This is a genomic window from Sinorhizobium sojae CCBAU 05684 (assembly GCF_002288525.1).
Lineage (GTDB): Bacteria > Pseudomonadota > Alphaproteobacteria > Rhizobiales > Rhizobiaceae > Sinorhizobium > Sinorhizobium sojae.
The window spans coordinates 457,130-469,607 of sequence record NZ_CP023067.1; the positions used below are offsets into that span (position 1 = coordinate 457,130).

9 protein-coding genes are annotated in these 12,478 nt (G+C 63.0%); 5 read left to right on the forward strand and 4 right to left on the reverse strand.

The genetic code is table 11. The annotated features are described in order from the left end of the window. Positions 1 to 17 precede the first annotated feature (17 nt). The 3 genes from SJ05684_RS02200 to SJ05684_RS02210 all read left to right on the forward strand — a co-directional run bounded on the left by SJ05684_RS02200 (position 18) and on the right by SJ05684_RS02210 (position 4,728). Complete coding sequence (locus SJ05684_RS02200; RefSeq protein WP_034852166.1) at positions 18 to 1,952, forward strand: DUF2207 domain-containing protein; 1,935 nt, start codon at positions 18 to 20, stop codon at positions 1,950 to 1,952. Between the two features lie 92 nt (positions 1,953 to 2,044). Further along, a complete protein-coding gene (gene glyS / locus SJ05684_RS02205; RefSeq protein ID WP_034852423.1) occupies positions 2,045 to 4,210 on the forward strand; it encodes a glycine--tRNA ligase subunit beta in 2,166 nt (721 codons plus the stop codon). A gap of 20 nt (positions 4,211 to 4,230) precedes the next feature. Beyond that, the gene (locus SJ05684_RS02210; RefSeq protein ID WP_034852169.1) at positions 4,231 to 4,728 is read left to right on the forward strand and encodes a 2-thiouracil desulfurase family protein; all 498 of its coding nucleotides are present in this window, start codon (positions 4,231 to 4,233) and stop codon (positions 4,726 to 4,728) included. 113 nt (positions 4,729 to 4,841) lie between these two features. Here the strand turns inward: SJ05684_RS02210 and SJ05684_RS02215 are convergent, their stop codons facing one another. From SJ05684_RS02215 to SJ05684_RS02230, 4 genes are all read right to left on the reverse strand, one after another. After that, positions 4,842 to 5,339 (reverse strand): plant virulence effector HPE1-like domain-containing protein, encoded by a 498-nt coding sequence (locus tag SJ05684_RS02215; protein WP_034852172.1) that lies wholly within the window; start codon positions 5,337 to 5,339, stop codon positions 4,842 to 4,844. A 202-nt stretch (positions 5,340 to 5,541) separates the two neighbouring features. Then, on the reverse strand, positions 5,542 to 6,813 hold the full coding sequence (gene purD, locus SJ05684_RS02220; protein ID WP_034852174.1) for a phosphoribosylamine--glycine ligase: 1,272 nt from the start codon (positions 6,811 to 6,813) through the stop codon (positions 5,542 to 5,544). Positions 6,814 to 6,922: 109 nt separating this feature from the next. Continuing rightward, positions 6,923 to 9,301, reverse strand: a complete 2,379-nt coding sequence (locus tag SJ05684_RS02225) for a putative bifunctional diguanylate cyclase/phosphodiesterase (RefSeq protein ID WP_050979929.1) — start codon at positions 9,299 to 9,301, stop codon at positions 6,923 to 6,925. Next, complete coding sequence (locus tag SJ05684_RS02230) at positions 9,298 to 10,338, reverse strand: polyamine ABC transporter substrate-binding protein (RefSeq protein WP_034852176.1); 1,041 nt, start codon at positions 10,336 to 10,338, stop codon at positions 9,298 to 9,300. The genes SJ05684_RS02225 and SJ05684_RS02230 overlap by 4 nt, the downstream gene beginning before the upstream one ends. 261 nt (positions 10,339 to 10,599) lie before the next feature. Between SJ05684_RS02230 and SJ05684_RS02235 the strand changes: the two genes are divergently transcribed. Both SJ05684_RS02235 and ubiA read left to right on the forward strand, forming a co-directional pair. Beyond that, complete coding sequence (locus SJ05684_RS02235; protein WP_034852178.1) at positions 10,600 to 11,406, forward strand: MipA/OmpV family protein; 807 nt, start codon at positions 10,600 to 10,602, stop codon at positions 11,404 to 11,406. Between the two features lie 56 nt (positions 11,407 to 11,462). After that, positions 11,463 to 12,422 carry a 4-hydroxybenzoate octaprenyltransferase gene (gene ubiA / locus SJ05684_RS02240; RefSeq protein WP_034852180.1) on the forward strand — a complete coding sequence of 320 codons (960 nt, stop codon included), beginning with the start codon at positions 11,463 to 11,465 and terminating at the stop codon, positions 12,420 to 12,422. Positions 12,423 to 12,478 lie beyond the last annotated feature (56 nt).

The window sequence follows — 12,478 nt, forward strand, 5'->3', positions numbered from 1 at the left end:
AGGAAGAGGGCGTTGCAGTGACGCGGCTTTTCGCGACGCTGGCGATCGCATTGCCCCTCCTGGTGACGTCGGCCGCTGCGGCGGCAGAGATCATCTCCGCTTTTCATTCGGTGATCGACGTCGCCAAGGACGGCACGCTCACGGTCACGGAAACGATCACGGCAAATGTGGAAGGCAAGGAGATCCGACGCGGCATCTACCGCGATTTTCCCTTGACCTTCCTCGACGAGAACGGCCGTCGGGCCCGCGTGGACTTCAAGGTCGTTTCCGTCGAACGTGACGGCGAACAGGAGGAATACCGCACGGAGGCGATCAGCGGCGGCATCCGCGTTTACACCGGTGAGGCCGACGTCTTCCTGCCGCATGGCGAACATACGTTCCAGATCTCCTACGAGACCGGGCGGCAAATACGCTTCTTCGACGACCACGACGAACTCTATTGGAACGTGACCGGAACCGAGTGGATGTTTCCGATCGAGGAGGCAACGGCAACCGTGACCCTGCCATCGGGGGTCAGGGTACAGGCGCTCGACGTCTTCACCGGCGGTTACGGCGCCACCGGCAAGGATGCGCGCGTCGTGGAAGAGGGCGACGAGATCTTCTTTGCGACGACGCGCAGACTGCTTCCACAGGAAGGATTGTCGATCGCGATCATGATGCCGAAGGGCAGCATCGACCGGCCTAGCGCTGCACAGGAAAACATCTGGTGGCTGCGCGACCGTCTGGCGCCGGTCATCGCCGGGGTCGGTCTCCTGCTCGTCACCCTCTATTACGGGCGTGCCTGGGTCCGCGTCGGCCGCGATCCCGCCCGTGGCGTGATGGTGCCGCGCTGGGACCCGCCGGACGGAATTTCGCCAGCTCTCGTCAACTATATCGACAGTAAGGGCTTTTCCGGCCAGGGTTGGACGGCGTTTTCTGCGGCCGTGCTCAACCTTGCCGTGAAGGGCTATGTCGTCCTCGACGATCTGAAGAGCGCCATCGTCATTTCCACCACCGGCAAGGACGGAGGAGAGCGGCTGCCGACCGGCGAGGCAGCAGTGATGAAAGCGATCGCCTCGGCCGACGGCAAGCTTACGATCGATCGGGCGAACGGGAAGGAGGTCGAGGCGGCGGGGTCGGGCTTTCGCCGCGCAATGGAGCGCGAACATCGCGACAAATACTACCGCGCCAATACCGGATACGTCATCGGTGGCGTCCTGCTTTCGATGGTTGCGCTGGCCGCACTGTTCATCTTCGGCGATCTAAACGAGGACAAGATCCCCCTCGTTTTCGTGCCGGTCGTCTTTGCCATTCTTGTTTCGAGCCTGGCGGTCTCCTTGGGCAAATCGTTCCGGCGCGGCTCGAGCCTCGTGCGCCGCATCCTGTCCATCGTCGTGCTTGCCTTTATCGGCTTCGTGCTCTTCTCCGTCTTCTCGAGCATCCTGGCGGTCGTCGTCTTTTCGACGACCGATCCGGACGACCTGCCGCTGCTCTTTGCGATCGGGGGCATCCTGCTGGTCAACTTGCTCTTCTTTTTCCTGATGGGGGCGCCGACGCCGCTCGGCACCCGCATGATGGATGGCATCGACGGCCTCAGGCAATATATGTCGCTTGCCGAAAAGGATCGCTTGAACATGCAAGGCGCACCGGAAATGTCGCCGCGGCACTTCGAGACGCTCTTGCCCTATGCCGTCGCGCTCGGGGTCGAGACGCCGTGGACGGAGACCTTCGATCGCTGGCTGCTGGCCGCGGCAGGCGGTGCAGCCGCCGCGGCCTACCAACCGGCCTGGTATCACGGCGACTCCTTCGGTCCGGGGTCTTTCGCCGATACGATCGGCGGCTTCGCTGGCTCCATGGCCGATACGATGACGTCTTCGCTGCCGCCTCCGCCCAAGAGCTCGTCATCGGGATTTTCGTCCGGTGGCGGCTTCTCCGGCGGCGGCGGTGGCGGCGGCGGTGGTGGCGGCTGGTAGCGGCGGCAATTTCCTCACTGCACTTGATGACATTTTCTCTAGAGCTTGCTAAGTCCCGCGCCAACGGTCCGGAACAGAACAAAGTCGAATTCATGCCTGATCTTCTTATCGAACTGCGCTCCGAAGAAATTCCTGCCCGCATGCAGCGCAAGGCGGCTGGTGACCTCAAGAAGCTGGTGACGGACGCGCTGGTGGGGGCCGGCCTCACCTATGAGGGCGCGCGCGAATACTGGTCGCCGCGCCGGCTGACGCTCGACATTCGCGGCCTGAATGCCCGCTCCGCCGATGTCCGCGAGGAGCGCAAGGGGCCGCGCACCGACGCCAACGAAAAGGCGATCGAAGGCTTCCTGCGCGCCGCAGGCCTCTCCTCGATCGGTGAAGCGCATGTTCACAGCGATCCGAAGAAGGGCGAATTCTACGTCGCCCATATCGTGAGGCCCGGCCGCGCGGCAGAAGACATCATTGCCGATGTGATGCCGGCAATCATCCGAGACTTCCCTTGGCCGAAATCGATGCGCTCCGGCGCCGCTTCCGCGAGGCCGGGCAGCCTGCGCTGGGTGCGCCCGCTGCAATCGATCGTCTGCACCTTCGGCGCTGAAACCGAAGAGACGAAGGTGATCCCGTTCGAGGTCGACGGCATCGTCGCCGGGAATGTCACCTACGGCCACCGGTTCCATGCGCCGGAGGCGATCAGCGTTCGCCGCTTTGCCGATTATTCGGAGCAGCTCGAAAAGGCGAAGGTCGTGCTCGATGCCGAACGCCGCAAGCAGATGATCTCCGCGGACGCCCACAACATCGCCTTCGCCAACGGCCTCGAACTGGTCGAGGACGAGGGGCTGCTCGAGGAGGTTGCGGGCTTGGTCGAGTGGCCGCGCGTGCTGATGGGAAGCTTCGACGAGGGCTATCTGGATATCCCTTCCGAGATCATCCGTCTAACGATCAAGACCAACCAGAAATGCTTCGTTACGCGCAGGGCCGGCGCCGCAACGCTTTCTAACAAGTTCATCCTCGTCGCCAATATCGAGGCGAGCGACGGCGGTCAGGAGATCATCCACGGCAACGGCAAAGTCGTACGCGCCCGTCTCTCCGATGCGGCGCATTTCTGGAAGCGCGACCAGGGCGATCTGCCGGACCTAGAAACGCTGCAAGCGTCGGCGGAGAAGTTCGCCCTCGATCTTGAGAAACCGCTCGACCAGCGCATGGCTAAGCTCGACACGCTGAACGTCACCTTCCATGCCAAGCTTGGAACTCAGGGCGAGCGCGTCGCCCGCATCCGTGCCTTGGCCGCCGCACTTGCTGAGGTCACCGGGGCCGATGCAGCCCTGGTGGATCGCGCCGCCGTCCTCGCCAAGGCGGATCTGCGCACCGAAGCCGTCGGTGAATTCCCGGAGCTTCAGGGCATCATGGGCCACAAATATGCGGCCTTGCAGGGCGAGGAACGGGCCGTCGCCGACGCGATCGAGGACCATTACAAGCCTCAGGGCCCCTCGGACCGTGTGCCGACCGATCCTGTATCGGTCACCGTTGCGCTTGCGGATAAGCTCGATACGCTCGTCGGCTTCTGGGCGATCGATGAAAAGCCGACAGGCTCGAAGGACCCTTATGCGCTTCGCCGCGCCGCTCTCGGCGTGATCCGGCTCGTGCTCGAAGGCAAGGCGCGCCTGCCGATGCTGCCCTTTTTCGATGTCGCACTTGCAGGGCTCAAGGCTCAGCGGCCCGATATTGCCGGGGAAATCGGCGGGGACCTCCTCGCCTTCTTCCATGACCGCCTGAAGGTCTATCTGCGCGATCTCGGGGCGCGCTACGACCTGATCGATGCGGTGCTGACGCCGGGGGCCGACGACCTGTTGATGATCGCCCGCCGCGTCGAGGCGCTGACGGCCTTCATCACGGCCGAAGAGGGCAAGAACCTGCTCGCCGGCACGAAGCGTGCGACGCAGATTCTTGCGGCCGAGGAGAAGAAGGGCACCGAGGTAGCCGCGAGAGTGGACGAGAAGCTCTTCCGGCTCGATGCCGAGCGCACGTTGCACGCTTCGATCATGATCGCCTCCGATGACGCGCGCCAGGCGATCGTCAAGGAGGACTTCCGCTCGGCTATGGAGGCACTTTCCAGGCTGCGCGAGCCGGTCGATGTCTTCTTCAACGCCGTGCTCGTCAATGACGAGGATATGGCGATCCGCGCCAACCGTCTGGCGCTGTTGGGCTTGATCCGCACGGCGACCGGTGAGGTCGCGGATTTCTCGAAGATCGCCGGATAGACTGGAGAGGGGCTGATGGGATGACCGCCCGAATTCTCGTCAGTGCCTGTCTCATGGGACATGCGGTGCGCTACGACGGTGCGGCGAAGCCGCTCAACCATCCGGCAATCGAGCGCTGGCGGGAGGAGGGGCGGCTGGTGATCATCTGTCCCGAGATGGCCGCCGGCATGCCGGTGCCGCGCCCGCCGGCGGAAATCGAGCCCGGCGCGACCGGTGCCGCGGTGCTGGCCGGCGATGCTCGCGTCGTCGAAAAGACCGGCGGCGACGTGACGGCCGCGTTTCGCCAGGCGGCTGAAAACGCGCTTGCTCTTGCGCGTCGTACGAACTGCCGCTTTGCGCTTATGATCGATGGCAGTCCGTCCTGCGGCTCAAGCCTCGTCTATGACGGCAGCTTCAGCGGCACACGGGTTCCCGGCGAGGGAGTGACGGCGGCACTGCTCCGCGCGAACGGCATAGAGGTCTTTTCCGATCGGGAGATCGAGAGGCTAGCAGGGCGGATCGAGGAATTCGGTTTCTGACAAAAGATTACGCCCCTGCTTCTCTCAGGGGCGCAACCTTTTCGCCATTGCAGCGAAATGCCCGTCGGCCCTGAAACCTGGCCGATGGGGCAGGGAACTCGAATGATATGGTATCAATCTAGCCGAAGTGCGAAGGCGGACGGATCAAATTCCCGTGAAGCGCCCGCCATAGCCGCGTTCACCGGTTCCACGCGCGAGGTGCCGACCGAGGAGGTCTTCGCCGTCACGTCGATCGCCACGGAAGGCGGGGCGGACGGGCTTGTCGACGCATGGGCAGGATGCGGTTGATCCGCTTCGAGTGCCGCGGCCGTGATCGCTTCCTCCGACGCTTTGCTGACGAAGACCACCGGCGAGCCGCCGAGCCAGGCCTCCGTGCGGACCGACTTCAGCTCCCCATCGATTTCCTTGAGCTCGACCCGCTCCGTTCCGGGCGCGAGCTCGGGCACGACATAGGAGCTCTTCTTCTTCGGTTGCAGCGGAGGGCACTCAGCGCAGGAGATCGTCGCGACGCTGGAATTGACGGCCCCGCCGGAAACCACGTCCTCGATCGAGGATGCTGCCGCTGTGCCGGCGGCGAAAAAGAGGGCGGCGGTGATCAGCAGGGAACGCATCGGTCTCTCCTCGCTAGCTTCACGAGATCCGGGTTGCCCTCAGGTCATCGTGATCGGTTCCGGTAGCTGGAGCGGGACGGTGCGCGAAAACCGCGCAGGCTTCTTACCCCGCTCCAGTTCGAGGGGGAGAATATGAGCTTTCCCTTACCTTCTCGTCAGGAGAATTGGTAAAAATTGAATGATGCGGCAGAAGTTCCGCCGTTCATGTCGTCTCGCGTGCGACCGCGCGCCAGCCGATGTCGGCACGGTAGAAGCCGTTTTCCCACGAAACCCCTTGGAGCGCCGCGTAGGCAGCCTTCTTGGCGTCGCCGACGCTGCGCCCCGTGGCCGTGACGTTCAGGACCCGACCGCCGGTGGCGACCAGTCGGCCGTCCCTCATCGCTGTCCCGGCATGAAACACCTTGGTCGTGGCGGACGCCTCCGGCAGCGCGGAGATGGGCGTGTTCTTCTCGTAGGTACCGGGATAGCCGCGTGAAGCCATGACGACCGTCAGCGCCGCTTCATCACGCCACTCGGCCTTCATGCCGTCGAGCGTGCCTGTCGCTGCCGCATAGAGCAGCGGCAGGAGGTCGCTCTTCAGGCGCATCATCAGGACCTGGCATTCCGGGTCGCCGAAGCGGACATTGTATTCGATGAGTTCCGGCCCTTTCTCGGTGATCATCAGTCCGGCGAAGAAGACACCGGTGAACGGGTGCCCGCTTTCGGCCATGCCGCGCACCGTCGGCTCGATGATCTCCCTCATCGTCCGCTCGACCATTTCCTCCGTCATCACCGGGGCAGGCGAATAGGCACCCATGCCGCCGGTGTTTGGTCCCGTATCGCCGTCGCCGACGCGCTTGTGATCCTGTGCAGAGCCAAGCGGCAGCACTGTCTTGCCGTCGCAGAGGCAGAAGAAGCTTGCCTCTTCGCCGTCGAGATAGGCTTCGACGACGACCTCCGCACCGGCGGCGCCGAAGGCCCCTGCAAAGCAGTCGTCGATGGCGGCAAGCGCCTCATCCAGCGTCGTCGCGACCGTCACGCCCTTGCCGGCTGCAAGCCCGTCCGCCTTGATGACGATCGGTGCCCCCTGTTCGCGGACATAGGCCTTGGCCGGTTCGGCTGTGGTGAACCGCTGGTAGGCGCCGGTCGGAATTCCGTATCTGGCGCAAAGGTCCTTGGTGAAGCCCTTCGAGCCTTCGAGCTGGGCTGCGGCAGCCGATGGGCCGAAAACGGGGATCTTTGCGGCGCGAAGCACGTCCGCAAGGCCCGCGACGAGCGGCGCCTCGGGCCCGACGACGACAAAGTCGATCGCCTGTTGGCGGCAGAAGTCGAGAACGGCCGAATGGTCCTCGGTATCGAGCCCGACGATGGTTGCTTCTTCGGCGATGCCGGGGTTGCCAGGCGCGGCATAGAGCGCGGTAAGCTTCGGCGATTGCGCGACCTTCCACGCAAGCGCATGTTCGCGTCCGCCCGATCCGATCAGAAGAACCTTCATCGCTATCCCCGCCATCTGCTGGTCGATGCGCTGCGGTTAGGACGGGGAATGGGGCTAGGTCAAGGAAAAAGCGGTCTGCATGCACAATTCCCGGACCGCCCCGGAATGTTCAAGCCTCGCCGGCCGCGGCGGGCCGATCGCGGAAACGATTGGCGGCGAGGGTCGGTGCATGCCGCGCCGTTCTGGTCAGGGCCCAGATTGCCAGATCATCGAGGGCAAGGGGCTTGCTGATGAGATATCCCTGGAAACGGTCGCAGCCGGCCGCCGTCAGCATTGCGAGCTTTTCGGGGGTGTCCACGCCTTCGCCGACCACGGACATGTCCTTCGCATGGCAGAGCGCCACGACCGCCTTCAGCACGGGGAGCGCGTGCGACGCGGCGAGGTCCGCAACAAGCGCCCGATCCAGCTTGATCGTGTCGGCGGCATAGTCGATGATCTGCTGGACGGACGTATAGCCGGCGCCGAAATCATCGATCGAGAGGCGGAAGCCATTGCGCCGCAGCTCCTCGATGTTTTCCCGCAGTTGATCGCTGACCTTGACGGCGAAAGTCTCCGTCAGCTCGATATCGATCGACTGCGGCTCGAGCCCGTGGTGCACCAGGCGCTCCGAGAAATAGTCGTTGATCGCGCTCGAATGCAGCTCCGCCGAGGAGATGTTGATCGCCACCACCGTGTCGGGTCCGAAGAACGCCTTCAACTGGTGGCAATCGGCCATGGCCCTGTCGATGACCCACCAGTCGATCTTCGAAAAGAGACCGGAGCTTTCCGCTATCGGCACGAACTCGTCCGGCGTCACATTGCCGAGAACCGGGGAATGCCAGCGCAACAGCGCTTCACAGCCGGTTACCTGACCTTGAGCGTTCACGATCGGCATGTAGACGAGGTGAAACTGTTCGTTCGGGTCGATGGCGCGCAACTCCTCCTGGATCTGGCGCTGCCTTGTGCGCTTGTCATGGAGCGCACGGGAGAACCGGGCAGACCGGTTCTTGCCGCCGGTCTTTGCCTGATACATGGCGGCGTCGGCATTGGAGATCAGCTCGGCGACCGTGGTTGCGTCGCCGGGGCATATGGCAACGCCGATGCTGGCCGTGACCGGATAGCTTTTGTCCGATACTTCGAAGCCGCCATCGAAGAGAGCGAGGATGGCGGAAGACATCTCGCGAACGGTCCCGTCTCCCGGCTGCGAGCGGGCGAGGACAGCGAATTCGTCGCCCGAGAGGCGAGCGATGATGGACGGCGCCTGGCCCCTTCTCCTGCTGATGGCTTCCACGCAGTCGGTGATGCGGGTGGCGAGGGTTTTCAGCAGGTCGTCGCCGACTTCGTGGCCATATTTGTCGTTGACGAATTTGAAGTTGTCGATGTCGATGAACAGCAGGCTGCACTTGCCGCCGGAAGTCAGCACGTTATCGACGACGCCCGCGGCAAGCGTATTGAAGCGGCCGCGATTGGCGATGCCTGTGAGCGTATCGGTCCAGGACTTCTGCTGCGCGAGCCTGAGGGAATTGAGGGACTGGCGGTGAAGCTCGCGGATGTTCTGCGTCAGGCGGCCGATTTCGCCGATGGTGCCTGTGCCTGTGATTTCGTCGTGCTCGCCGGTCATGACCGCAGTCACATTGGCATCGAGCGTCGCGATCGGACCGGTGATGAAGCGCCTGATCAGGAGGACGATCAGGCAGATGGATATCAGGCTCATGACAATCGCGCCGAAGGCAAGCTGCATCTTCTGCTGCAGCATCTGCGCGTCGAAGTGCGAGTCCGGTACGGCGATCGTCGCGTAAAGCTGCGGCCCGAGAGGTACGCTCGCCGAAAGCGCGTCCGTCACGGCGAGCGGCCATGGTTGGACGACGATGTCGGCTCCATACTCCTTCTTCAGGGCGGCCTGCATGTGCAGGAAACGGTCCGGCAGCACGGCTATCTGCATTAGCAACGCCTTTGACTTGCTGCTTGGCATGGGACGGCGAAAGGTGACCGGATCGACGAAGAGGGAGTAGACGATCCGCGGCCGCTCACCGGTGGGCTCGAGATAGGTCAGGTCGCTCAGCCGCTTGCTTGCGATCAACTTCCTTGCAAGATCACCTTGTGGCCTGTCGATCTGCGCAAAGGGATCCCAGCTGTTCTCGAAGTAGTATTCGACTTCTCCTCGGGCATTGAGGATAGCGAATGACAGATACGCGATCGGATCGTCCGACAGCGATCTGATGCTCTCCTGCAGACGAACGCCGAGCGCGGCAATGCGGTAGCGCTCGTCGGTCTCCGCCACGAATTGGCGTAACGCATTGCCATTCAGCAGGGCGTTGAGAAAACCCTCGCTGCGCTGGATTTCGTATTGGAAGACGGCGGCTGCGTGTTCCAGCCGCTGCGAAAGCTTCGCCTGTTCCAGTGCGCGGATGGATTGCTTTTCGGCGTAGTGAACCGAGAGGGCCGCGAGAAAATAACCGGCAAGCACTACGGGAAAGATCAGGAAAAGTGCGCGCTTGCCGAGTGTCACTGGAAATTCGCCAATGTGCTGATGATGCGCCGGCGCGCCTGCACCGAATGGAGTGAAAGCTCTTGCTGGTATTGACTTCTCGCCAGGACCTCTTCCGGCGGATAGATTTCCGGGTCGGAGCGTACCGCCTCCGGCAGCAGCTTCTGCGCCGCACTGCTCGGGGTCGGCATGTTCAGCGACAGCGCATTGGCGGCAGCGCTTTCGGGCGAACCGATGTATCTGAGGAATTCCAGCGCCTGCTGCTTGTGGAGAGAGGCGGCAGTAACGGAAATGCAGTCGAGCCAGGAGAGCGTGCCCTCCGTCGGAACGGCGTAGCGCCACAGGCCGGGCTTGCCGACCTTCTCATTGAGAACGTGCTGATCGCCGCTGTAGCCGAGCGCCATATGGATGTCTTGGCGTATCGCCGGATCCTGAATGGCGGTGACGACATAGTCGTAGGTCAGGACGAACGGCGCCTGCGCCTTCAACAGCTCGAAGGCGGCCTTCAGGCTCTCCGTGTCGTTGGCATTGATGGAAGCGCCGAGCAGCATCAGCGGCGGCACGAAGAGCTCGCTATAGTCGTCGAACATCGCAATGCGCTTCTTGAGCGCGGGCGCCGGACGCATCATGTCCTGCCAGGAGTTCGGCGGTTGCTTGAGGACATCGGAACGATAGAGAATGCCGACCGTGCCGGACAGATAGGGAAGACCGTATCCGGCGCAGCGCTCACGCCACTCAGGCGCATAGTCCGCGAGCGCCGGCAGATTGCTGTCGGAGAGGGGCTCGAGGATACCCCTGTTGCCGAACAGCGATGCGCCATACTCATCGACCATGACCAGGTCGATGTGGTTAGTCGGGTCAGCCAGAATCTCGTCGCGTGCGTCGTCGCTGTCGAAATTGATCTGGTGTATCGAAATACCGGTCTTTTGCGTCCAGCGGTCGACAAGGCCCTGGTCGATATAGGCTTCCCAGATCAACAGGTTCAGGGTCTCGGCATGGGACGCGGATGCGCCGACAAGCGTTGCCAGTAAGACGGAAATTGCAGCACGCCCTTTCATCCTCAGCCCCCCGCTCATTGCCCAATGGGCTGACCTTATGAGTGAATAATTGAGGAATGCTTACGGGAACGCGCCGTCGCCGCCGCGCTTCTATCCTGAGTGTCATATGGGCTTGCTTGGTGGCCGGCGAGGAAAACAAAATCTGAAGTGATCTGGTTAACGGAATCGTAGGGACACGGCGCCAATAAGCGCCGTCCTGTCAAATCCTGTCGTTCCGCCCCTCCAGGTCGGCCCCGGTACGGATTCACCCGGAGTTGTTCATTGCGTATTCCCATTGCTTTCCTTCTGACTGGAGCTTTTCTCTTGCCGGCCAGCAGCGCTTGCGCTGAAGATGGCCGCTATTTCTGGTCCGGCGACTGGTACCTGAAGATCGGAGCTACCGGCTTTCTTGGCCCCAAATACGAGGGCGCGCCCAAACGCATGCTTCAGGCCGCTCCCCTCGTCTCGCTCGGGAAAGCCGGCAGCACGGTTCGTTTCTCGTCGCGCAACGACAACATGTCCTATGCCTTCTTCGACCAGGGTAGCTTCCGGGCCGGCGTCACGGGCAAGCTGATCTTTAGGCGGGACGAGGACACTTCCAGCGATCTCGAGGGGCTCGAGCCGGTCAAGTTCGGTGGCGAGCTTGGCGGCTTCGCCGAAGTCTATCCGACGGACTGGATGCGCGTTCGTGCCGAAGTCCGCCACGGTGTCCGCAGCCACCACGGCGTCGCCGCCGATGTCGCGGCCGACGCGTTCGCCGATGTCAGCAGTAATGTCCGCATATCCGGCGGTCCGCGCCTGACCGCGGCCACGCGCGATTATTTCGACGCCTATTACGGCGTCAATGCCACCGAGTCCGCCGCCTCCGGCCTCAGCACCTACGAACCGTATGGCGGCCTTCACTCCGTTGGCCTCGGTGCCGCTATCACCTGGGCTGCGACGGACAGGCTGGAGACCATCGCCTATGCGGAATATCGACGGCTTATGGGTGCTGCCGCCGATTCAAGCCTGGTGCGCGAACGCGGCAGCCGCAATCAGTTGCTCGTCGGCCTCGGCGCAACCTATCGCTTCGACTTCACCCTGCCTTGATCGCCTGGCGCGGCCTAGAGCTTGACCGCCGGATTTTGCGGCGCCAAACAGGGAGCATGAGCACCTCGCCTGTCGATTCCGGCCGCGTACATGACGCGCCATCCACCAATTGGGTCTATCGTGCGCTGCCGCGCGCGCTCTGGCCCTATGCGCAACTTGCCCGCTGGGACAGGCCGATCGGTTGGCAACTGTTGATGTGGCCATGCCTCTGGTCCGCGGCCCTGGCTTCAGGAACGGCCGCGAGCCTCGGCAGTTTTTCTCCGGGCCGCTTCCTCCTCCATGTCTTTCTCTTCGTCGCCGGGGCGATCGCCATGCGCGGCGCCGGCTGCACCTACAATGACCTCGTCGATCATGAGATCGACATGGAGGTGGCGCGTACGCGCTCGCGGCCGCTGCCGTCCGGCCGCGTCACACGCGCCCAGGCCAAGGGCTTCATGATCCTGCAGGCGCTTGCGGGCTTCGTCATTCTGCTGCAGTTCAATGGCTTCACCATTTTTCTCGGCATTCTCTCCCTGGCGCTGGTCGCAATCTACCCCTTTGCCAAGCGGTTCACGGATTGGCCGCAACTCTTCCTCGGTCTTGCCTTCTCCTGGGGAGCGATCATGGGCTGGGCTGCGGAGTTCGGCACCCTGTCGGTTGCAGCCGTGATCCTCTACGCCGCAGCCATCGCCTGGACCATCGGCTATGACACGATCTATGCCTATCAGGATCGCGAGGATGACGCACTGATCGGCGTCCGTTCCACCGCGCGCCGCTTCGGCGAGAACCCCCAGCCGTGGCTGATCGGGCTCTATGGATTGGCCGTCCTGCTGATGTTCTTCGCGTTCCTTGCGGCGGGCGCCGGCTTCTTCGCCTATGTCGGGCTTTTGATTGCGGCGGTGATGCTCGCCTACCAGATCCTGGTGCTGAATATCCACGATCCGCTGCAATGCCTGGCGCTGTTCAAGTTCAACAGCACCGTCGGCCTTATCGTCTTTGCGGGGCTAGTCCTGGCGCTTCTCCTGCGCCTCTTATGAAGAATCCTCCGGATGCGCTATCCCCAGCTTGATTCAGTATCGACCTGGCGCTGCCT